The following is a 22,840-nucleotide window of genomic DNA, read 5'->3' as shown; positions in this document are numbered from 1 at the left end:
TTGCCTAGCGGGTGAGGATCAGTTGTTTGCGGCTGATCTCGATTTTCTCGAACCGTTGCAGATAGTCGTTGCCCAGAAGCGAGCGCGGCATATCGCCTTCGTTCACCCAGACCTGAACTCCGAAATCGTGAACACCCAGAAGCTCGACCTTGGCGATGTGGGCGGGAGCGGTGCGCACCTCGCCATTGGCGCTCATTGCGCGGCCATAGAAGCGTAGCGCGTTTAACTCAACGCCGATACGGGCAGCATCTTCCTTGGTCAGGACGATGTTGCTTGCCCCGGTATCGACAATGAAATCAACTGGTTGCCCGTTCATTTTCAAGGTCGCATAGAAGTGACCATCAAAGGCACGCGGCAACACGATTTCGCCCGTGTCTTGAATAACCCCTTGGCGCGGAGAGATGTCGTCGCGAATGTCGCTCCACAGACCGACCCCGGCCAGAACGCCCACGAAAATCAGTGCCCAGATCAGCGCGTACCGCAGGTTCCGCCCCAGATTGGCGCGGCTTTCTGCCACGACATAGCCGCCCACGGCTGTCAAAAGCAGGGCGAGATAGGCAAATCTGGCGATATCGTCTCCGGTCATATTCTCGATATAGGCACGCTATTTGGGAATGTCACCGGGTCAGCATGACGCGTCGGGTATTAGGTCACCCCATCAGCCCGAAATCACGCAGCCCTTCCAGCACGAATTGTACCGCCAATGCGGCCAAAAGCATGCCCAGAAGCCGTGTAACCACCTTAATCCCTGTTTCCCGCAGCAAGCGTTCCAGGAGAGGGGCCGCGTTAAACAGGACAAACGCGATAACCAAGACAAGAGACATCACGACCAGCGCCAATCCAACGCCCGCCAAGCCGTCACCTTGACCTGCTAACAAGATCACCGTGGCAATCGAGCCGGGACCGGCGATCAGCGGCATTGCGAGCGGGAAGACCGAAGGGTCATCGTCGCTTTCGGTTTCTTCAGATTGGTCCTTGCGGCGCTGAGTGCGCCGTTCAAACAGCATATCTAATGCGGTCAAAAGCAGAAGGATCCCACCCGCGATGCGGAAGGCCGGCATCGAGATGCCGAGGAAGTTCAAAACGCCTTCGCCAAGGAAGGCAAACAGCGTCAAAAGCACGCCTGCGATGATACAGGCGCGGATGGCGACGGCACGGCGTTTGGCAGCACTCATCCCTTGGGTCAGGGCCATGAACAAGGGCGAGATGCCGATGGGGTCCATCACCACGAAAAGCGTCACAAAGGACGGAACAAATAGATCAAGATCCATCGCTAAGCCTCTGCTTTTTCCAACTTATCTTGCGCGTTCACCCAGAGATCCTCGGCCTTGTCCATGGCCTCCATCACCTCGGCATATTTCTTTTGCCACACCCCAAGATCCCCGGCACGTTCGTTTTCATAAAGCTCTGGATCTGCGAGTTTCTTGGCAAGCTTGTCGCGCATTTCTTCGATCTTCGCCATGCGGGCTTCGCATTTGCGCACCTCGGCGCGTAGGGCGAGTATCTGATCCCGGCTTGGCCGCTTTGGCTTGGGCTTTGAGGCGGCTTTCTTGTCCGTCTTTTTCGCCGTGTCGGGTGCCAACAACATCTTGCGATAGGCCTGCAAATCCTCGTCATAAGGGGCGACATGGCCGTCTTTCACCAGCCACAGGCGGTCCGCGACCATCGACAGCAAATGCATATCGTGGCTGACCAGAATGACCGCGCCGCTATAGGCGGTCAGCGCTTCCACGAGCGCCTCGCGGCTTTCGATGTCCAAGTGGTTGGTAGGTTCGTCAAGGATCAGCAAATGCGGGGCGGGCAGAGTTGCCAAAAGCAGCGACAGGCGTGCCTTTTGTCCGCCAGACAGGCGCCCAACCTCGGTATCCGCTTGATCCGGGCCAAGGCCAAACCCCGCCAGACGCGCGCGCAGCTTTGCTTGCCCTTCAGAGGCACGCTCGCGCATCAAGTGCTGTAGGGGTGTTTCGTCGACGTAAAGCTCGTCCACCTGATGCTGTGCAAAGAATCCGATACGCAGTTTGTTCGAGGACACCATATTGCCCTCCATCAGATCCAAGCGACCTGACAACAGTTTGGAAAGCGTGGATTTTCCCTCGCCGTTTCGCCCAAGCAGCGCGATGCGGTCGTCTTGGTCAATGCGCAGGTTCAGATTGCGTAGAACGACGGTTTCGCCGTAACCCACAGCCGCCGCCTCGGTAGCGATAATGGGGGGCGAAAGCTCTTCTGGTTTGGGGAAGGTAAATACCGTGCGCGCCGCATCTTCAGGCGCGCGGATGGTTTCCATCCGTTCCAGCGCTTTCACACGCGATTGCGCTTGTTTTGCCTTTGACGCCTTGGCCTTAAAGCGATCCACAAACGCCTGCAAATGTGCTCGTTGCGCGTCTTGTTTTTTGGCGGCAGATGCCAGCAGGGCACGCTTCTGCGCGCGCTGCTTGGCAAACATGTCGTAGGTGCCCGTGTAATAAATCAGGCCTTTGTCCTCGAGGTGCAGAATGCCGCCGACCGAGCGGTTCAACAGCTCGCGGTCGTGCGAAACGATCAGCACCGTGTGGGGATATTTGACCAGATAGGCCTCGAGCCACAACGCGCCTTCCAGATCCAGATAGTTGGTCGGTTCGTCCAGCAGCAGCAGGTCTGGTTCGGAAAACAGCACGGCTGCAAGGGCCACACGCATCCGCCAGCCACCAGAAAAGGCTGAACACGGCATTTGCTGTTCTTGATGGGTAAACCCAAGACCTTTTAGGATTGATGCTGCCCGCGCTTCGGCCGACCACGCGTCGATGTCAGACAAGCGGGTCTGGACCTCGGCGATCCGGGTCGGGTCGGTGGCAGTTTCCGCTTCCGCCATCAAGGCTTCGCGTTCGGTGTCCGCGCGCAAGACTGTGTCGATCAGCGACACCTCGTTGCCGGGCACCTCTTGGCTGACACCACCGATCTTCCAACCTTTGGGCAATGACACATTGCCGGTGTCCAACACCATCTCGCCGCGGATGACCTTGAACAGCGTCGTTTTGCCCGAGCCATTGCGCCCCACAAGGCCCACTTTGTGACCCGTCGGAATAGTCACCGAGGCGTTTTCGACCAAGGTGCGACCAGAGATAGAATATGTGATGTCTGAGATTTTAAGCATGACCCCATGTGCCTGACCTGCGCCAGCCCGTCAATCGCCGCTTTTCAAAATGACGATCCCATGTTACGGGGGCGCAAATCACATACGCGCGGGGAACTGTCATGGGGCAGGGGTCCCGTTGCCTCAAACGTAAAAGGGACCATCATGGCTATCCAACGCACATTCTCGATCATCAAACCCGATGCAACCAAACGTAACCTGACCGGCCAAATCGCCGCCAAGTTCGAAGAAGCGGGCCTGCGCATCGTTGCCTCGAAGCGCATCCAACTGACCCTGGCCCAAGCCCAGCAGTTCTATGGTGTACACGCCGAACGCCCCTTCTTTGGCGAACTGTGTGAATTCATGATCTCTGAGCCGATCGTTGTTCAGGTTCTGGAAGGTGAAGACGCCATCGCGAAAAACCGCGAAGTTATGGGCGCAACCAACCCTGCTGAAGCTGCTGAAGGCACCATCCGTAAAGAGTTCGCTCTGTCGATCGGCGAAAACTCGGTCCACGGTTCGGACGCTCCGGAAACCGCAGCAGAAGAAATCGCTTTCTTCTTCTCGGGTCTGGAACTGGTTGGCTAAGCCTCAGCCGTTTCTATGAATTTTGCGCCGCCCGTGCTGTGATCAGCATGGGCGGTTTGCGTTTCAAGGTGGTCGCGCAATAGGCGCACATTGCGGGTGTTGGCGTTCCACGCCATGTCAAATGCGTCGCCGATGACTGGCGTAAGGCCAATCACCACGTCGGTGGCCAGGTTGAGCCCCATGCGCGCCAATATGAGATTCGGGGCCCCCATCTTTCGTGCTTCATTCATGATGTAGCCGCCGGGGATCAGGGACATGAAGTCTCCTACCACGGGGGCAAGTCCCATGACGGCGTCCAGACCAAATCTGAGCTCTGTTCCCGGAATGGGGATAAGGTTTTCCAGCCGATAGGCTAGTTTTTCAAGTGATTTAAGCTTTTCGTCCCTGTCAATGTTCATGATATTAACATGGGGATGAATTGGACGCTTTTCAATGGGTTGGGGGCTAACTCTGCGTGGCTCGAATCCCAATCTCGTCCAAAATCGCTTCCATTTTGTCTTCGGGAGGTTTCTTCGCAGTGGCCTCGGCCTTCAACGCGTCAAATCGCTTGCGTAGGGCGTCTTTCTCTTTGCCTTGGCAGTCATTCCAAGGGCGACCCTGAAGACCCATGACCATGGCGTAATAGGCGATGAAATGGGGGCGGGATCCTGTGGCCAGTAAGCGGCGATAGGCCTCGTCCGGACCTAACGTGTGCAGCTCTTCGGCCGTATGGATGCCTGCGCGGGCATAGACCGCGTCCGAGGCTTCGCCAAGATTTCGGATGGATGATACAGGATCGCTCATGCGCCGAAGTTAATCGGTACAGAAAATTTCTTAAACCCGTATCAAGACCAAATCTTAAATGCTGGCCCAATCGGTAAATAGAACCGTCGGCTCTTTCGGCTCGTCCGTGCGGGTGCGATCCCGCTTGGGCGGTGCCTTGACATGCACGTAACGTGTGCCGCCAGACGGTGCTTTATGCTTTTCTTCGGTTTTTTCCCCAGCCATATCCTTGCTCCGTTACTCATTAGCGTGCGTGAAAATAAACGCACCATTTTCCCCACAGGAGCCTTTCGGCCTTCACATGTTAACATATGGCCGCGCAATAATCGTAAAAATTTGTACACAAATTGTTTCCAAAGTGAAAAGGTGTGGCGTGGCTGCGACATGGGTGAGTGCAACGAAAATGCCCAAGAAGCCATGTTCTTTCGGCGCGATTATCGTTTAACTATCAGAAAAGTAATGTAATTTAAGTCTAGTAGTCGCGTTCGTAGTATATCCCGACGCCGGTATTGCCATCCGACCCCAACGTACCGCGCGCGGTCAGAGATGGGGTCAGGGTCAGGTTCAAATTAACCTCGGCCTTGCCCTCGGCCCCAACGGTGACGTCGGTATAGATGTTTTCCGAGATGTATTTGCCCGCCCGGACCGAGGCCGCGCCGGTCTCATCCGTGGTGACATCCAAGTCATCTAGCGCGAAGTTTCCGCGCAGGCGACCCAGCACACCTTCGCCACCTTTACCGGCCAGAGTGCGCACAGCTGCCGCCAGTCGCAGCGCTTGGATGGCCGAGATCTGGGTGATGTCCTTGCCGAACAGAAGTCGCGCCAGAACCTCGTCTTCCGGTAACTCGGGGGACGAGGTGAAGCTGATTTCAGGCGCTGATACTGGGCCTGTTACGCCGATCCTGATATCGGTGTCTTCCGCCTTGGCTTCGGCCAGAAAGCGAAGATAGGCGTTGAAATCACCTTGCAGGCTGACTTCGCCCTCGGTCAGGGTCAAGCGCTTGCCCAGCATGTCCAGACGGCCTCGGATCAAGTTGAATTCGCCCTGCGGGATCACATCGGCGCTGGTTCCAGTGACGCGCAGCGCGCCGCCCAATTCTGCATCCAGACCGCGTCCACGTACAAAGATCTGGCCGGGTGCGTTCAGCGTGATGTCCAGCGGATAGGGTCGTCCTGGGTCTGTTGTGCTTGTATCAACGATCAGACCGGCAAATTGCCGCGTCTGGCGCACGGATGCGGGCTCGCCCACATGTTTCAGCCCCTCCATGACGGGCAACGTGCCGGACACGGTTTCCGGAACCCGTAATTCGGTCCGGCCAAGGGTCAGATTGGCGCGCAGTGTAGCCCCGCCTTGAATTGGGCCGCGCAGGTTGGCGTTGCCATCCACAGTGGTTTCAAACAGTTCTCCGTCCGTCAGGCGCAACTGATCCAGCAGGATCGACAGGTCTGCTTGCATGGGTGCGGTCAGACCGATTGTCCCCGTTGTGGTGACACGACCCCCGGCAGGGATCGAGCTTTGGACGTTCAACGTGGCAGAGCCCCCGGTCAATGTGACCTGTCCACTGTCAATGTCGATGGATTGTTTCAAACGCGGCAGCGCAACGCGCGCGTTTTGCGTCGTGATCGTCCCGGAAAGTGAGGCAAGCTCTAGCTTGCCGCTCAGGGCAAGGTCATAGCTCGCAGTGCCTGTGGCCAAACGAGGGCGGATCATCGGGTTGGCCAGTGCCAGAGGTGCGGAGCCGGACAGGGTCAGATCGGCCTGAGTGCCATCCGCGCTAACCGTGCCATCCATGCGCCCATTTACACCGGCAGGTCCTGTGGCATTCATCGACACGCGCCATTTATCAGCGGTCAGTTCGGCGCTGCCTTGAGCTTCGGCTGGGCCAGTCATGCCATCGGCAACCAAACCAAGATCGGCAAGACGCGATTGGAACGTCACGTGGGTGCCGCTGTCTGAGGGTTGGCCTTCGGCCGACAGCGACAGCGCGTTATTGTTCACGGTCAAACGGTCGAGCAACACCGGGGCGTCGCCGTCGCGATGGGCTTTCAACGCCAGTGTAGTGGTTCCGCGCAGCAATGCGTCGGCCTGAGCGATACCAGTGCCAAGCGATTGTGCGGTGCCGTCCAGTTCAACAGTGAAATCGCCACTTTCCGGCGCCATTTGGCCCGCGGCGTCAAAGCGCAAACCGCCAGAAAGCGGGCGCTGTGCCAAGCCGCTATAGGGGCTAAGGCGGGCGATCACTCCGCTAAGCGTGCCGTCAATTTGTTGAGCTGCACCATCCACAAGACGCAGCAGGGCCGAGGACTTCAAGTTCGCTTCACCCGGTCCTTCGAAATCTGCATCTACCTGCCAATCATCCCCGGTTTGGATCAGAGATGCCGTCAATCGGGCTGGGCCAGATAGCTTGAGATCGATCGCGCCCGCGTCTGGCAGGTTCAACGACAGTTCAGCTGTCGAACCTTGGGTTTTCAAGTTCGCCGTGGCCTCAAGCTGTGCTTTGGCCGTTTTCAGGTCCAGCGCCTCGATCCGTGTGCCGTTTGTATCGCGCACGGCGTGCAGCACCAAAGTGCTGTCTCCGCCGATCAAACTGTCCAATTGCGGTTGGTTTATACCCAGTCCCGCGCCGCGCCCGTTCAAGCTTAGGTCAAACGCGCCCCCAAGAAGGTTACCTTCGCCGGTCAGATCAAGCGCAACGCGGCCCGACAAGGGCGCGCTTGCAGCACCCGAGAAGCGGGATAGATCACTGGCTGTCAGGCGCAAATTATCGCTGCGGGCGATCACACCTTCGGCGAAATCAGACAAGGTGAGTCCGCCCGACAAGTCGTAGTCTTCGCCCGCCAGTTTCAAGTTCGAAACTCGCAGCACATCGTCGTTCTGCCAGTCAAACTGCAACTGTCCGGTCAGATCAGTCCCAAGGGCGGTGGCAAGCTCGGGGCTTTTCGGTTGGATGTTATGGGTGTCAAACTGCACAGCGCCGTCGATCACTGGGGCTGCCCCATCTTCGCCCGCGCGCAGCCGCCCTGAACCGGTCAGCTTGGCCGTCTCGATGGTCAGATCATCCTGAGCGAGGTCTGCGAGGTTCGCACTCGCGGTCCAAAGATCCCCGGTACTGACATCATAGGCGATGTTCAGATCGACCGAGGAAACCTTCGTGCCGGGGCCGGACATGGGCAGGCGAACAGGTTTCCCGTCAGGGGCCGCAATCTTTCCGCGCAATGCCACGCGCTGGGGCCAACCACTTGGGGCCAACACCAAGTCGCCCGTGATATCCAGCGATGCTGACTGCATCGACAGCGCGTCAACGCGCGTTGATCCATCCGAAAATTGCGCGGCCCGTGCAGTCAGATCAACGGCTTTCCCGAAGAAGGCGTGATAATCAGGATGCAACAAAGGAGAGATATCCCCTGACAGGTCCAGTGCGAACTGCCGGTCGTTGGTGGTCCCAGTTGTCGCCGGTGTCTCAAGCAACGTGACCGTTCCGTTCAGCCGGTCCTGTCCGTCGGTCGCCAGCGCGATCTGGGCTGTGAAATCAGACAAAGGACCGGTGCCGTCGATTTTCAGTCCAAGGGCAGGGCGGTCAGGAATTCCCAGAATGCTTGTGGCCAAACCGCCTGCGTTTTCCTCAAGTGACAGAAGCAGCGACAAGATCCGATCGGTGTTGTCATAGCTGCCCGCAAACTCCAGCGCGCCTTTTGGCCCGTCCAGCCGAGTAACGCTTAAATCAGCCGAGCCTGCGCCTGCCTCTAGTGATGCAGACCCTTGAAGCGTGATCGCCGCCGCCGACCCCAAGACGTCTTCCCCCAGATTGACGCGCGCCGCACGAATGCTGCCGATGTTCAAAGACACCGGCAATTCGGGTAAGGCAAAACCCGTTGCCTCGGGTGTCGGCAGGCCGGGTTCCGGGATCGGCTGACGTGACAGGGTGATTTCTTCGGCCACAAGGGCGTCGATCTTGACGTTCCCGGTCAACAGTGCGCTCCGGGTCCATGTCAGGGTCAGACCTCGCAGGCTGAGCCAGACGCCTTCGCGATCCGCGATGGTAATCTCGTCGACAGTGGCTTCAGAGCTAAACGCGCCTTGAAAGCCGATGATTTTGATCTCGCGCCCTGTGTCCGACAGATTGTCTTCCAGAAGCGCCTGAAGATAGCCACGATCATCATCGGAGGTGGCGTCGGAGCTTTGCGCCAAAGCCGCAAAGGGTTGAGTAAGCAGAGCGATAAGGGGGAGCAGGAAACGGATCATGTTCAGAACGCCTGCCCAATGCCTAGGTATATCTGCACGCCGTCCCCGGTGTCTCCTGAGACAGGGCCGGCGACATCCAGACGCAGCGGACCAATCGGGGTCTTATACCGCAGCCCAAGACCCGCACCGGCATGCCAGTTGCCGTCGCCTGCAAACAGGCTGTCATCGCTGATATGACCGGCGTCGGCAAAGGCGACGACACCGATCGTGTCGGAGATATTCGCGCGCAGCTCGGTCGAAACTGCCAGATAGGACCGCCCACCGCGCAGTCCGTCCGATCCCACAGGGATGCCCAGCGATTGATAGGGCTGTCCGCGGACAGAGTTACCGCCGCCCGAGAAGAAAAGATACTCCGGCGGGATGTCTTGGACGCTGTCTGAATAGACCGAGCCCGCTTGCACACGCCCAGCCAGCACAAAGCGATCCCCTGCGCCCAATTCGCGATAGGCACGGGCGTCCACGAAGGCGCGGGCCCCACTGCCTCCGTCATTTAGGGACAGATACGGTGTAAGTTCGGCACGGATGAAGCTGCCCGAAGTGGCGTCCAACATGTCGTTGCGTCGATCCCACGTTAGACCGATTGGCAAAGTCAGGTGAAAGAACTCGCGATCACCAAAAACGTCCGTTGTGTCCGAGTAATGCAGGCCCACGCCAATTTCTCCGCTCAGAGTGTCCGAGAAGATGCGCGTCATCCCCAGACCCATATCAACGCTGCGCGAGATATAGGCAGGTTCATCTTCATACGCAGCGTTGGCGAAACCGAAGGCCGTGGTGTCAGGACCGAACGTAGCGGGCTGTTCCAACCGGGTGCCAAGGCGATAGTCGACGCCGCCATGCTGGCCGGCGATGCCCGTTATTTCACCTTCGACCCGGAAGCGTTCTGCCCCGCCCAGAAAATTGCGATGCATCCAGAAGGCAGACAGGCCAATGCCCTCCAACGATGACAGCTCTGCGCCAACGCCAAAACGGCGCGGTTTCTCATCGGCCAGCGCCAAACCCACGTCCAGAGTGTCGTCCGGGTTCAGGACTTCGGCCTCGGTCAGGGCGACAGACGAAAAGGCCCCGGTGCGGCGCAGGCGGTTGGCAACCTTGTCCAGTGCTTCGGGCGAGTAGGTTTCCCCGGTCGGGAACCCGGCAATCCGGGCCACACGATCCGCACGGACAGTGCTGTCAGTGGTCTGGGTCATGCGACCGAAGCGGACTTTCGGGCCTGGCGCGAACTGAAGGTCTGCCGACAGGGTGTGACGGTTGTGGTTAGCCGTAATGCTTTGGTTTGTCAGATCGGCCTTGGCGTGCCCGGCTTGTCGCCACGCCAGATGGGCGGCATCCGCAGCGGCCTGAATTTGTGTGCTTTCAGCGCGTGCACCAGTGCGAAACCCTTCGGGCAGGTCAGTGTCGGGGGCCAAAGGTGCCACGCGTGCTGTGCCAAACGTGAACGGCGCACCCGGATCCACAGTAATCGCGATTGTATTGATGCGGGAGGGCAGGTTGAAAACGGGAATGAGCCCGGCCTCGCGCCCATCGACGCTGACACGCACCACGCCGCCATAATAGCCGTTGGCATAAAGCACCTCGGTCAGGCGGCCATACTCGGCCAGTGCGGCGGCGATCACATCGCGGGGGTCGGTTTCACCGTCATTCTTAGCAGTTTGCACAAGTGATGCTGAAGTGATCGCGCTTTCCAGATCCTTGTCGGTCCCCAGAACCGTAATCTGGACATCCTCAAGCGCCAGCGCAGATTGCCCCAAAAGGGCCAGCGCGGCAGACACGCAAATCCGTCGCCAAACAGGCGCGAAACCCAACTTTCTCAAACCCAGATTCCTTGTGAGCAGCACAATAATCCCCAATGGCCAGAAGCCTATCCCCTTGCTGGGTCAAGCACCACCGGTTTTGCGGGGTCGGCAGCTTTCCGCCTTGCGCCCGCGGTTGGGTCTAGGGGATCATCTGAGTGCCGAATAGGCGGCAGATCTGAGGCATCTGATCGTTGATCCCGGCAAGGCGCAGCATATGCCACACTAGGGCCGTGTTGCTGGACAGAACAGGGATGCCCAGCTCGTCTTCGAGCATTGGAATGACATTCAGGCAGCGCAGGTTGGTGCAGGCAATCACAAGGGCTTCGCATTGGCCCCCTGTGGTTGAAGCAACTTGGAGACCTGCCTTGTGGATGGAGTCTTCCGTGATCCGAGCAACCACGCGGTCGTCGCTTTCCTCGAACGACCCGCTGGCTGCAATGTGAAACCCAGCCTTTTCCAATTTTTCACGCATCTGCTGGGATACTTCTGGAATGTAAGGCGTTATGAAGCCAAGGTTTTTCACGCCGAGCGAGCGACCAGCCGCAATCAGCGCGGCCAGAGGATCTGTCACTTTCGTACCGGGGCGCACGCTTTGAATAGCTGCCGCGACGTTATCTGAGCCAATCACGGTCGACGCCGAGGTGCATCCATATCCGATCACATCAAGCGCCAGCGAGGACGGGAACAACTTGGCCGATGCAGGGAGGTCATCTTGCATCCGGGCGAGCGTGTCAGGACGAATGTCTGTCACCATCGGGATGCGACTGTGATAACGCGCAACGCCGTCAAAATCCGCCATGCGGGCAAACTCGGTTTCCAGTGTTTCGTCGGTCTCCAAAACGATCATGCCCAGATTGGCGCGCGTTCCGATCCCGTCATCCGTGTCAAAATCAAGCTTCAGCATATGGCCCTCAAATCACCGGCAACTCTGTCGGCGCGCGCGTGGTCAAAAGCTTTGCGCCATCGGCCTGCACAACGATGTTTTCTTCATGCACCATGATGCGCCCATCGCCATAAGAAAGCGAGGGTTCCAGCGTGAGCACCATGTTCTCTTCGATCACCGTGTCGTCAAACGCGGCATGAGATGGCCACTCGGTCAGCTGCATGCCCAGCCCGTGCCCCAGCCGCCCAACATCGCCGCCCTGATCGTCCAGCTCGGCGATGACGGATTGCATGGCGTGGAACAGTTCGCGGCAGGTGGTGCCCGGGCGGGCGGCTTCAATCCCTGCCTCGGTCGCCCGCCACAACACATCATATGCGCGACGCGAGGCATCGTCGGCCTGCCCAACGGCCCAGTTCCGGTCGAAGTCGCAATAATAACCGTCCCATGTGGCACCAGTGTCGAGCATGAAGATATCTCCATGCTGCAAAGGTCGGGGCGAGGGCGGCGAGATCACGTCGTGATATCCGCCCTGATCCGCACCGCCCACCAGATAGGGCACGTCATCCGCCCCTCGAAACAGCGTCTCACGGCGGAAAAGTCTGAACAGGTTTTCAAAGGGCAGCCCCTCGCGGGCAAGATTGGGCACTTCGTGAAAGGCGCGTGAACCGATCTGACAGATATGGGCCAGCTTTTCGATCTCGGCTTCTGATTTGACCATGCGCAAGGCGCGGATCAGACCGGTCGCGTCATTAACCTGCAGGCCGGGCAGGGCGGCCATCAGGCGTTCATAATCGCCCAGAGGCATTCGCAAAGAGGTCTCGTGTCCCTTCAGTACGCCCAGACGCCCACCCGCCTTAGCAAGCGGCGACAGAAGCTCTGTCAGCAGGCTGATCCCGTCGTCGGTTGGGGCAGGGGCGCTCCATGTGCGAATGTCCTCGATCCAAGTTTGGCGCATTAGTTCGGCGCCGATTTCCGGGATGATCGCAATTGGCTTGCCTGAGGCGGGGATGAAGAGGAACCAAGGCCGGGTGGGACTTTGCCAAAACAGCGTGTGAAAGCCGCTGAAATAACGAACCTCGGGTTCGGTCAGCAACAACATCCCGTCCAGACATTGCTGCGCCATCAGTGCCTGCGCTTTCTCCGTGCGGGTTGCGAATTCTGATGTCGCAAACCCCCGTGTGGGCGTGTCTGGCGAACCAAGGGTTAGACGCGGATCAGACATGATCGGCCCCTGCCATGATCGCTTTGAAGATCGCGGGGTCGGTGACGCCCTCGGACCCAACCAGCAACACACGTGACGTTGCATCCAACCCCAGCGTGTCTGACAGTGCCGGATCCTGACGCGCAGCGATGACTGCCGCCAGCCCGGCCACAGCGCTTTCCCCGGCCTCGACCACCGCGTCCCCGGATTCAGCGTTCGCCAACAGGCGTACGGTTGGGGCGACGATGCTGTCGGGGATGGTCAAAAAGTCCGATGCCTCTTCCGTCAGGATTTCCCACGCCATTTCCGAGGGTTCACCGCAGGACAGCCCAGCCATGATGGTTTCTTCGGCAATCGCGAAATTGGTGGCCTTACCCGCCTTTGCACTGTCAAACAGGCAAGCGGCTAGATCAGGCTCGACGATGACAACGCGCGGCGAAGCGTCTTTATAGAACTGACGCAAACCTGCTGCGACCGAGGCGGCAAGCCCGCCTACGCCGCCTTGCAGGAAGACATGGGTTGGCGCTTCGACCAACGTCTCGCAGACCTCGCGGGTCATCACGCCGTAACCGGCCATCACGTCGCGGGGTGGCTCGGTATAGCCTTCCCACGAGGTGTCTGAGACGACGAACCAGCCGTTTTCGTCAGCTTCAGTTTTCGCCAAGACGACTGAATCGTCATAATCGCCATCGATGCGGATCACGTCAGCACCCAAGTCGCGCATCGCTTCCGCGCGGCCTTCGCTGACCTCGGCATGGATATAGATGCGGCAGGGGGCTCCGAACCGCTGACAGCCCCACGCCAAGGACCGCCCGTGATTGCCATCCGTGGCCGAAACCAGCGTGATCTGGGCGCAGGCGTCACGGTGTTCGCCATTGCGGATCTCTTCAAGGGTGACTTCGCGCCCCAGTTTTGCGGTTAGCTCGCGTTGCAGGACCCGCAGCGCGGCATAAGACCCGCCAAGCGCCTTGAAGCTGCCCAGCCCAAAGCGTGGGCCTTCGTGTTTATAATCGATCCGAGCAACGCCCAGCTGTTCCGCCAAACCAGAGAGCGCCACCAACGGTGTGGCTTCATATCCGTCCCATGCCATGATCTCATTGCAGGCGTTGGTGAAGTCTTGTTCTGACAGAACGCTGAAAGCGGCTTTCGATTGGGCAGGCGAGCCAGCAGTGTGGTGCAAGGTTGCCGTGCTGAAAATGTCTTTCATGATCAGTCCTTTCTGGTGGGCAGGCGGTCCTGCACAAGTTGGGTCCAGAACGCGGCCCCGATGGGCAAAAGCGCGTCGTTGAAATCATAATCCGAGGCGTGCAGGGGCTGGCCATGCGCGCCCACGGTGCCGTTGCCCAGAAGCAGGAAGCAACCAGGAACAGCCGCCGCAAAATGGGCGAAATCTTCGGAAAAGCTCATTGGTTGGCGGTCTGGGATCACATCGCATTCGGCGGCTAAGGCAGCGCGACAGACGGCCTGCGTTGGGGCGTCTGCGTTGATGGTTTCGATGAATTCGGTTTGGAACTGGACCGTCGCGGTGACACCATGCGCCGCTGCCACGCCATCTGTAATCTGTCGCATGAAGCGCTCAACCGCCAAACGATCCTCGGGCGCGCGGGCGCGGACGTCGCCTTTCAACACTGCCTGACCCGGTAGTACGTTGCGCTGCCCATCGGTCACAAACTCGGTCACCGAGACGACCACGCCCGCACCCGGAGACAGTTTGCGCGCCACGATGGTTTGCAGCGCCGATACCAGCTCGGCCCCGACTGTGATTGCGTCCACGCCGACCTGAGGCATCGAGGCATGACCGCCCTGTCCATGGATTGTGATTTCAAACAGGCTTTCGCTACTGCAAATCAGACCCGGACGGGTGGACACTTGACCGACAGGCGCGCCGGGTAAGTTATGAATGGCATAGACCTCGTCCATTGGGAAATGGGTCAGGACGCCTTCGTCGATCATGGCTTGCGCACCCAGCCCGTGTTCTTCGTTCGGTTGGAACAGGAAGATCACAGTCCCGTCGAACTCGGCATCATTTACCAGCATCTCGGCAGCACCCAGCAACATGGTCATGTGCCCGTCATGGCCGCAGGCATGCATCACGCCGGGTGTCTCGGATGGGTAGTCATGGTCGGTGTTTTCCATGATCGGAAGCGCATCCATATCCGCCCGCAATCCAATGGCGCGATTGCCATTACCCTTGCGCAATACACCAACGACCCCCACGCCTTCATGCACCTCGATCCCGAGGCTGCGAAGGTGATTGGCGACTAGCGCCTTGGTATTCTCTTCCTGAAAGCCCAGCTCCGGTCGACGATGAAACTGACGCCGTATCTCGGTCAAGTGATCCACGCATACCTCCCAATTCTCTCGGAATTATCCTAGCGGGTCTGAGGGGAGTGTATACGTCTTAGTTCTGCTTGATCGTTCTGAATCCGATTGCATTTCGTGGAATAAGTGATGATTTTCAGATCATGGATGACAAAGATCTGCATATTTTGCGGCTGGTTCAAGGCAACGCACGCCTGACTGCCGAGACCATCAGCGAGCGGGTGGGACTTTCCTCTGCGGCTGTTCAGAAGCGTTTGAAAAAGTTGAAAGAAACCGGCGTGATCGAACGTGAGATCGCGGTTCTGTCCCCAAAGAAACTGGACCGTGACCTGACCGTGATTGTCGAAGTCATACTGGAGCGCGAGAATCGCCAGCAGCTTGAATCGTTCAAGAAAAAGATGCGCACTGCGCCGTCTGTGCAGCAATGCTACTACACCACAGGCGAAGCCGATTTCTTGTTGATCCTGACGGTCCGCGACATCAAGGAATATGAGGCGTTCACCCAAGAACACTTTTTTGATGCGTCCAACATCAGCCGGTTCAAAACCTCGATTGTGATGGACCGTGTGAAATGCTCACTGGATGTGCTGTAGCTTGGTTTTCTGGTTTTGGGTGCGGTCTCGCCGTCGAGAGCGCGTGCCCTTCATCAAATACGCAAAACCCGCAATTGAGACGAGCGACAAGATCAAACTGATCTTTTCACTGATATGATAGGGAAGCGACAGGTGGATTGTCTGCCCGTTGAAGCCATCTTCGGGGGCAAGAACCTCGATCACTCCGAAATCCGGATTCGCAGAAAGCTGTAGCGGGGTCCCATCCTCAAGTTGCCCGGTCCAGAACTGCCAATATTGGATTGGAAGCACCAGGCTTTGCTGATCAGGCACGTTCTCGACAGTGTAGGAGCGCGATGAGGCCTCGAGTGTGACCTCCGCAGGCAGTTGCTTTTGTACGTCTTGCGCCATTAGCTCGAGCATTTTAGGGACCATTAGAATGTGCTTGTCATGTGTCAGCGTCACACCGAAACGACGTTCGATGGCAACTCTTGTCTCTGGGCTTAGGTACTCAATTGCGCCGTACGGCATAGTGGACTCGTCAAAGCTGGTCATGATGGCGCCTACCGCTGGCAGTGCAATCTTGTAGAACGGTACCAGAGCCATGAAAGACAGCGTTACGGCAAGCTTGGCGCGGGTTGGAGTCGCAATTTTAGAGAAAACAACCATAACTGCGACGCCCGCCGCGAAATCACTGAACACCAAAAACCGCCAAGGGAACTGAACTTTCTGGATGACCCAGTTGTTCCAGACCGGTGCAGACAATCCGGAGTTCATCAATACGGTCAGGGAAAACGGGATCACGATCCAGATCAGTAAAGTGCCGCGTGCAAAATAGAGTGACAGAAGCACTGTTGGAAGGGTTACAAAAAAGCCGCTCAGTAACACCATTGATGTGTAAGGTTGCGGGGAACTGGAAGTCGTTCCCCAAAGCCAATTGCTTGCCCTAAAGAACTCTGAAAACAAAATGTTAGGGGATACCGTGTCCAAGAGTGCAAGCGCAGGCATCCAGTAAAAGCTAGTTACAAACGCGCCCAGAATAACCCACAGGGAGATGGAGAAAATGAAGGATCCATACGCCTCTTTCTGGCGCCATTTTTCGAAGGCAATGGCAAGCATGATGACGGCAAAAACATGTGCTGCAAGCAGCATTGTAGGCAGGTGAGACAGCATTAGACCTGCAACCCCGATTGCGACGGTCCAGCCGTGTCCATCATTGCGTCGAACAGAGTCAATGCCAAACGCAATAAGGGGTAGGAATGCGAAGGCTGCAAATTCACCGATGGCTTGGCGAATGAACCAATCCATCCACAAGTGATACGGCAACAGAAGGTACACTAGGCTACCAAGTAGCGAGATGTTGACGCTGAAATACCGCCGCGCAAAAACAAAGAATGTCGCTCCGCTCAGAAGCCAGAAGAACGACGCCGTCAAAAGGACTTCGGTGCTCGTACTGCAACTTGGACATAGCGGCGCAATCAACCCACCCGCGACCCAGAACGGCAATGGCCCATAGAAGAAAAAGTCGTAGCCCCCAAGTGAGTGCCAAAGCCCGGGAAGGTGTTTTGGGTAAATGTCGGAGAAACTCAGGGAGCTACCAAATTCCGCAGCCCAAGTATGGTTGAAATTCGCGCTTGCACCGTCAGAAAATCCGGCGACAAGGAACAAAGCGAAACACAGTGTAGCGACAGCGAATAAGAAAGGTCGAATAGTTAAAAAATGCATATTGGGCGGGAGTTTAACCAAAAGGAATGAATAAAACCAGAAATCTATTTAAGATGGAGAAGATATCTTGAAGCTCATCATACAGCCGCGGGCGCTGTATCTAGATCAAAGTCTTGGGTTGTGGATTGCAGCGGAGCATCCCGCGCAAAATGACAGCCTGTGGTAAAACAACAAAAGCGCCCCAATTGGAGCGCTTTTGTTGTTATTTCAACCTCTTAGAGAGGATTTGGCTCCGGCGGTAGGGACATCATCCTTGCTGCAAAACCTTATGATTCCAAACGAAAAATCTCGACCGATATCATCGTGGACTCTACGTGTGCCACTGACGGTGCCACAATGTGGAGTCGCGTGCAACAGGTACTGTGCCATCGCAGCGCGTTACTTTGAACTGAGCTGGCATAATGTTGATTTAGCGTCGTCAAACGTGTGTACGAGAGGAATTCGTGGTTTTGGAGGCAAGGAGAGCTCGTTCTGCCATTTCCATAATGGCCTGATAATCTTCCCGGGTGCCAACTCTCTGCCCGGCCTCTTCGTAGGTATCTCGGAAATGCGCGTAGTCGGTGAAACACCTCTTGGCCATCTCATAGGCTGCAGTAAGGTCTTCGCCTTCGAAAGCCCGGTCATTCTTCAAACACAGTCCGAAGATTTCTACGCTCCCGAATTGTGTGGCAATTAGCGCAGGAGTTCTGCCTTCGCAGGTGCGCCGATTGGGGTCGGCTCCCTTCTTCAGGATCATTTGAAAACACTGAGTATTCCCCTTCTTTGCCGCCGCATGTAGCGCCGTACGACCCAAGGTGTCCTGAACGTCCGGATCAACAAGTTTGCTGAGCAGAATGCGTACCAGGTCAACATCTCCTTGGTCTGCTGCCAGGATCAATGGGGATTGGTTCCTATAATCCTTGATAGTTAGAAAGTCGCTCGGAAGTGTCTTGGCCAGGCTCAGAAAGGTCGCGCGGACATTCTTGGCGAGCCTGCCGGGCCTTGCTGCACCCGAAGGCATACCAGCCAAGCCGTACTGCGCGCCAGTCCGTTGAAACAGATCAACGATATCGGGCGTAGCTTTCAGCATCATTCCGAAAAACGTGTCCCCACGGACATCCCGAAGTTTCCGGCGGAGTTCACGTTTGTGACTTTTTAGGAATTCCTTGACGGATTTGCCTTCGGCACCGTGCCGAGCGAGTTGAACGTACTCACGCATCATCTCGGAGGAAGCCTGAAGCGGGTGGTCGATCTGCACCCCATGATAGGGGCGGAGCAGGTTGGTCCAGAAGTATTCGGACATGTCTCTGGCGGCAAGGCGCAGAGAATGCGTGATAGGCGCAAATCCGACTTCCCATCTATGAACCTCTTCTTCGGTTAGGGATCGCACAAAGATCCTGAAGTGCCGCTCGAACCCTTTGTCAAACGCCATGCGGCCGGCCGAGAAGGCAAAAGCATGCCTTGCGATCAGAAGGCGACGTTCACCGAAAGAGGTGTCTGTAGATAGTGTGAGAGCTCTATCAAGCAGCTTTTCAGCCTCATCGAAACTCCCATGATTGATGTGATCAAGTGCCTCGAGATGAAGAATATCCGCCTCGATTTCTGCTGCTCGAGGCATCAGCCTAAGATCTGTAATCGCCTTCGCCATTCGGTGCGCACGATCCTTCCCTGAGGACCGCTGAAGTGCGAACGCTTCCTCGACTTTTGCCAACATACGGGCACGTTCTTCGGCGATGGTTTCGTCGCCTTTTGGGCTTGCCGGCAATGTCAGCGTGGAATCCGCAAATAGATCTGGAAGATTTGCGTCAGGAGTGGTCCGCATGAATCGCTCCGTCATTCGCTTCGCCAACTTCTCAGGTGCGGGCGGGCCGTTTCGTCCGGGCATGATCCCTTCGAAAGGACCTGAGGCAAGCCAGGAGGGAACGCTGGCGCAGAATGCCTTGTCCGAGGCGATCGGATCGGTCGTACCGGTTTTTGCCGTATGTTCCCAGGCCAGCCGAAATAGCTCGACCAGTTGAAGCGTCTTGTTCCGCATCGGATCAGCATCATGCGGATCAACTCCCGGGGTCAGGATGCTCACGAGATCCTTAAACCCCTGTTCCAACCCACGGGCTGCGAGGAACATCGTCCGCACGGTGCGATCCGAAGGCTGCGCCCAACGGCGACAGACAGCATCCACAAAGGCCTTCTGTTCGTCTGGACTTGCGGTTCCTGCCAGCGCGCGGCTGGCCAACTCGAGGGGCAACTGTGGGCAGGTGGCTGCGATCCCCTCGGGGTCAAGTGCCTTGATGTCCCGAAGAAATCCGCGCGCGGCCTCGAAACTGTCGTTGGGATCCTCCGGCAAAGTGAAGGTGCCTACATAATTGAATTCAGCTTTATCCGGGAAACAAGCATGCAGTTTTTCGATTGCCGGTGTGGTGTCGCCTGAGGCCCAGTTCTGAAAACTGCGCAGCCGTTCGTTTTCGGCCTTCGGCCAGGTATGCGAAATCCGTCCACCGAGTAGGTCGCGCCACCATTGCGCGACCGTTTGCACTGGTAGGATTAACCGCTCTGGGTCATTCGGATCGATTTTAGGCAAGAACCAGACATCCCCTCCCGACATCTCCGGCATGAATGGTACATCGAGGCTCCAGAAACCCCAGGTGCGTCCGAGGCCCGGCAAGATGTCATATGCCAAGCACTGCCAGAGGATATGCTGCTCATTCGCCTGAAAGCTACGGGTGTTGGCCGCAAGAGCATCAAAATACTGAAGGTGATGCGCAATCTGATTCAAAATCTCCCACCAGATCTTGTCTTGCTCTGTCAATCCAAGAGCGTTCGAGAGGGATGTAAGGATCTCTTCGACTTTTTGCTGTTGGTTGGCGAACGGCATTTCGCCAGCTTTGAAACGCTTCTTGATCAATGTTTGTTTTTGCCAATCAAGCGGGGCGATGAGTTGAGATAGCGTCAAAAGCGCGGATTCAGAATTGGGCAAGGTGGCCATGAAACGTCTGGTTCCTTTGGAGTTTCATTTTTGAAATGCGGCAGGGCCGGTCTGGCCCTGCCACCTTGTGCTGGTGTTATTTACTACTCGGCGGGTTGTTCCCGCGCCCGCCACCCGAGGGATTGCCGGTGGTTGAGGGGCCGTTTTCCGGTCGTGGATTGGACATGTTTGTCTCCTAAGATTGGTTTCAATTTAATTTCGATCCGGAAGTTCGATGGTTGTGTCACTTCCGACCGTGAAACCGGTTTGATGGATTCGAAAACATTTTGCGACGCAATCGGACGTACAGGGACAGGATTAGGAGCTGTGCGGGATTTTCGTAAAACATGAGGATCGTGGCCATATGCCCGTACAGAAACCTGAGCGGCGAACTTTCTACTGAAGCCAGACGAAAAAATGGCTGAATCAGTAAGGAGGTATCAGTGGACGCACGCGCCGGGGGCCTTCTACCGATGCCACAGGATAATGCTCAATCAGACATGCCAGAAAAAGTGGATTGGCGAAAAACTCCGCCAATCCAAGAGATTCAGGGCTTCTAAAAGGGGATCTGGTCTCCTTGATCGTTGCCATCACGCGGAGGTTCGATGGATTGAACCCTGCTCGCATTTTTCACATTCTTCTCCTTGAGCTTCTTTTTTCTTTCGGCCAACTCTTCTTGAAGCTCTTCAAGAAGATCCCTGCGAGCAAACTCCATGGCGCCTGAGACGGCTTCGGCAGCGAACGTTTCGTCGAAACTGTCAGCCAATGCCTGTTCAAAACCGTCACCGTATTGTTGAACAAAAAAATCAGGATCCATGTCGGCGGTCTCGACCAATCGGTGCAAGGAAACCTGGATCGGCAACGGTCTGTTCAGAATGTCTGCCATGAGGACATCGTGCATCCGGGAGTCTTTGCCCAGTTCGGCAATGGAGGACATCATGCTTGCAAAGTCTTCCGGCAGCGCCGCCAGAAGATCGTGAAGGTAGGCCATCCCAAGATTCAGGTTGGTTTCTCTTCTTTCCTGGTCGCCGGGCTTGGGCAGGTGGTGCGGAAACAACACCTCTCCAAGGATCATTGAGATGGACTTGCGGAAAAAGTCCCTATCCTCGACATCTCGTTGTTGAACAGCGCTCAACAGCCTGCTCTTTTTTCTCTTCATCTGGCGAGCAACATATTTCCGATAGCTTCCCCGTTCCTGGTTCGGATCATCCGCATAGTAGCCGGTAAGGCCCAAAACAAGTTCCCCTCTGAGGGATTGAAGATGATCGTCGCTATTGATGCTGTGATGCTCAAGCTCGTCCTCTAACTGTTGGATGCGCCAGAGCATTTTGTTGACCTCCTTTTCCACAGCGTCAAACTGTTCCTGGTGGGAAGCTCGGGACGAATAGTCTGGGCAAGTGAGCAGCAACTCTTTCTGTTCCTCTGTCAGGCCGAGATCATCATTGTCTTTGGCCAAGTCGATTAGCCTGAGACGCAGCTCGACAAGAGCTTCATACTCCTTTTCGCTGTCTTCAAGCTCCTGCGCTGTGTCTTTCGCAAATTCAGCGTCACGATTTTGAATCATGGCAGCGTGAATGCGCTCTTTGTCTTTCTCCATTTCCAGGACTTCGTGGCCGATAATCTCGCGCATCAAGACAAGCCACTCTCGGCGGAAGATCGGAGCGAGGTCTTCGAGAACCAGGTTTAGGTCGTCCTCTACAAGGCGTTTCGCCTTGAATTCCTCGTAAGCGATCTCAGTCGTGATTGCGTCTGGATCGAAATTTGGGAAACCCTGGTCGCTGTTCTTCTTCTTGGAAACCAACTTGGCGTTTTCAACCCAATCGTTGTGGGTCAGAATTTCGCGGCTTAGAGAACTCCCCGCAAATGCCAATGCAAGAGGTCCGCGCCCATCGGTAGAATGAATTTCCAGGGTGCGATTGAGTGCGAGGAGCTCGTCCCGCAGGCGTTTGAGCTCCGCGAAATCATTCGATGACATTGACAGGCGTAGTGGTTGCAATGCGTCCTGATCGGGGCGGTTCAGCGCCGTTTCGGTCTTTTGCCCATCCAGACCGTCAAGGTAGGCCTGCATCGCCTTTGCTGCGATATCCTCGGCCTTGGCATAGAGTTTATTCAAGGATTCAAAGAAGTCGTGAAAGGCTTGGATGTCTTCTTTGACATGCCCTCTCAACTGAAGGATTTCCATCTCTTCCGAGTTGCGGAGCGTTCGTTGAGCAATTGCGAGTGTTACCCAAGCTCCTGCCAGAGCGACAGTTACACCCAGTATTTTATCCGCCCACTCAAACCCACTCGTATCAGCTTCTAATCCGATTGTTCCGAGAAGATCATTGTTTAGCAGTAGAAACAGAAATCCATACACGGCCAGTGCCACCACACTTAGCAACAAGAATTGAGTGCCATAGGAAATTCTCTTTGCTCTCAAGGGTTGTGAGGTTTTCATCAGATGCCTTTCGTTCGGTCTGTTGGTAAGTTAATAGAATCAGCGAGTTGACGAGTTTAGGTAAAGCAACTGAAGTGTTCATGTTGGGAGATCAATCCTTAAGTTGTACTACTAATGAGGGTTGGGTGAGCTGAGGAAGACGCTATGAAGTGGTGGGCCTGAATCAAAGCTAATATGAAATACGGGCATGTCTCATGAGGGTGAAATATGACGATTGGAACCGAAAACAGGATTGTTAGTGCGTGATCGGTTTGGAATTCATTGCCAAGAAAGGGGCGCAACAAT

At 56.4% G+C, this 22,840-nt stretch carries 17 protein-coding genes; 2 read left to right on the top strand and 15 right to left on the bottom strand.

Annotation, left to right across the window (positions count from 1 at the left end):
* Positions 1 to 4: 4 nt before the first annotated feature.
* From ACP15F_RS07155 to ACP15F_RS07145, 3 genes are all read right to left on the bottom strand, one after another.
* A complete protein-coding gene (locus ACP15F_RS07155; protein ID WP_424940129.1) occupies positions 5 to 586 on the bottom strand; it encodes a retropepsin-like aspartic protease family protein in 582 nt (193 codons plus the stop codon).
* 64 nt (positions 587 to 650) lie between these two features.
* Complete coding sequence (locus ACP15F_RS07150; RefSeq protein WP_424940128.1) at positions 651 to 1,271, bottom strand: MarC family protein; 621 nt, start codon at positions 1,269 to 1,271, stop codon at positions 651 to 653.
* Positions 1,272 to 1,273: 2 nt separating this feature from the next.
* Positions 1,274 to 3,130 carry an ABC-F family ATP-binding cassette domain-containing protein gene (locus tag ACP15F_RS07145; protein ID WP_424940127.1) on the bottom strand — a complete coding sequence of 619 codons (1,857 nt, stop codon included), beginning with the start codon at positions 3,128 to 3,130 and terminating at the stop codon, positions 1,274 to 1,276.
* A 144-nt stretch (positions 3,131 to 3,274) separates the two neighbouring features.
* On the opposite strand from ACP15F_RS07145, the gene ndk reads away from it, so the two are divergent.
* The gene (ndk, locus tag ACP15F_RS07140) at positions 3,275 to 3,697 is read left to right on the top strand and encodes a nucleoside-diphosphate kinase (RefSeq protein ID WP_108856499.1); all 423 of its coding nucleotides are present in this window, start codon (positions 3,275 to 3,277) and stop codon (positions 3,695 to 3,697) included.
* On the opposite strand, the gene ACP15F_RS07135 is transcribed toward ndk, so the two are convergent.
* The 9 genes from ACP15F_RS07135 to ACP15F_RS07095 all read right to left on the bottom strand — a co-directional run bounded on the left by ACP15F_RS07135 (position 3,694) and on the right by ACP15F_RS07095 (position 14,922).
* On the bottom strand, positions 3,694 to 4,095 hold the full coding sequence (locus ACP15F_RS07135; protein ID WP_424940126.1) for a DUF4112 domain-containing protein: 402 nt from the start codon (positions 4,093 to 4,095) through the stop codon (positions 3,694 to 3,696). The genes ndk and ACP15F_RS07135 overlap by 4 nt on opposite strands.
* 46 nt (positions 4,096 to 4,141) lie before the next feature.
* Complete coding sequence (locus ACP15F_RS07130; RefSeq protein ID WP_424940125.1) at positions 4,142 to 4,480, bottom strand: TfoX/Sxy family DNA transformation protein; 339 nt, start codon at positions 4,478 to 4,480, stop codon at positions 4,142 to 4,144.
* Positions 4,481 to 4,534: 54 nt separating this feature from the next.
* On the bottom strand, positions 4,535 to 4,684 hold the full coding sequence (locus tag ACP15F_RS07125) for a hypothetical protein (RefSeq protein WP_424940124.1): 150 nt from the start codon (positions 4,682 to 4,684) through the stop codon (positions 4,535 to 4,537).
* Between the two features lie 247 nt (positions 4,685 to 4,931).
* Positions 4,932 to 8,702, bottom strand: coding sequence for a translocation/assembly module TamB domain-containing protein (locus tag ACP15F_RS07120; RefSeq protein WP_424940123.1), 3,771 nt, complete (start codon positions 8,700 to 8,702; stop codon positions 4,932 to 4,934).
* 2 nt (positions 8,703 to 8,704) lie between these two features.
* Positions 8,705 to 10,513 (bottom strand): autotransporter assembly complex protein TamA, encoded by a 1,809-nt coding sequence (locus ACP15F_RS07115; protein ID WP_424940122.1) that lies wholly within the window; start codon positions 10,511 to 10,513, stop codon positions 8,705 to 8,707.
* A 121-nt stretch (positions 10,514 to 10,634) separates the two neighbouring features.
* Positions 10,635 to 11,399, bottom strand: coding sequence for a maleate cis-trans isomerase family protein (locus ACP15F_RS07110; RefSeq protein ID WP_424940121.1), 765 nt, complete (start codon positions 11,397 to 11,399; stop codon positions 10,635 to 10,637).
* Positions 11,400 to 11,406: 7 nt separating this feature from the next.
* Complete coding sequence (locus ACP15F_RS07105) at positions 11,407 to 12,600, bottom strand: M24 family metallopeptidase (protein ID WP_424940120.1); 1,194 nt, start codon at positions 12,598 to 12,600, stop codon at positions 11,407 to 11,409.
* Positions 12,593 to 13,786 (bottom strand): diaminopropionate ammonia-lyase, encoded by a 1,194-nt coding sequence (locus ACP15F_RS07100; protein WP_424940119.1) that lies wholly within the window; start codon positions 13,784 to 13,786, stop codon positions 12,593 to 12,595. The genes ACP15F_RS07105 and ACP15F_RS07100 overlap by 8 nt, the downstream gene beginning before the upstream one ends.
* A gap of 2 nt (positions 13,787 to 13,788) precedes the next feature.
* Positions 13,789 to 14,922 carry an amidohydrolase gene (locus ACP15F_RS07095; protein ID WP_424940118.1) on the bottom strand — a complete coding sequence of 378 codons (1,134 nt, stop codon included), beginning with the start codon at positions 14,920 to 14,922 and terminating at the stop codon, positions 13,789 to 13,791.
* A gap of 122 nt (positions 14,923 to 15,044) precedes the next feature.
* On the opposite strand from ACP15F_RS07095, the gene ACP15F_RS07090 reads away from it, so the two are divergent.
* Positions 15,045 to 15,494 (top strand): Lrp/AsnC family transcriptional regulator, encoded by a 450-nt coding sequence (locus tag ACP15F_RS07090; RefSeq protein WP_424940117.1) that lies wholly within the window; start codon positions 15,045 to 15,047, stop codon positions 15,492 to 15,494.
* On the opposite strand, the gene ACP15F_RS07085 is transcribed toward ACP15F_RS07090, so the two are convergent.
* The 3 genes from ACP15F_RS07085 to ACP15F_RS07075 form a co-directional block, all read right to left on the bottom strand.
* Positions 15,477 to 17,120, bottom strand: a complete 1,644-nt coding sequence (locus tag ACP15F_RS07085) for a hypothetical protein (RefSeq protein ID WP_424940116.1) — start codon at positions 17,118 to 17,120, stop codon at positions 15,477 to 15,479. The two genes, ACP15F_RS07090 and ACP15F_RS07085, sit on opposite strands and share 18 nt — an antisense overlap.
* Before the next feature lie 475 nt (positions 17,121 to 17,595).
* The gene (locus ACP15F_RS07080) at positions 17,596 to 20,139 is read right to left on the bottom strand and encodes an ankyrin repeat domain-containing protein (RefSeq protein WP_424940115.1); all 2,544 of its coding nucleotides are present in this window, start codon (positions 20,137 to 20,139) and stop codon (positions 17,596 to 17,598) included.
* A gap of 535 nt (positions 20,140 to 20,674) precedes the next feature.
* Positions 20,675 to 22,555 carry a hypothetical protein gene (locus ACP15F_RS07075; RefSeq protein WP_424940114.1) on the bottom strand — a complete coding sequence of 627 codons (1,881 nt, stop codon included), beginning with the start codon at positions 22,553 to 22,555 and terminating at the stop codon, positions 20,675 to 20,677.
* Between the last annotated feature and the right edge of the window lie 285 nt (positions 22,556 to 22,840).

The organism is Aliiroseovarius sp. S253 (assembly GCF_049800855.1).
Classification (GTDB): domain Bacteria; phylum Pseudomonadota; class Alphaproteobacteria; order Rhodobacterales; family Rhodobacteraceae; genus Aliiroseovarius.
The sequence above is the reverse complement of the archived record's forward strand: the minus strand, read 5'-3'. Positions and strand labels throughout refer to the sequence as shown.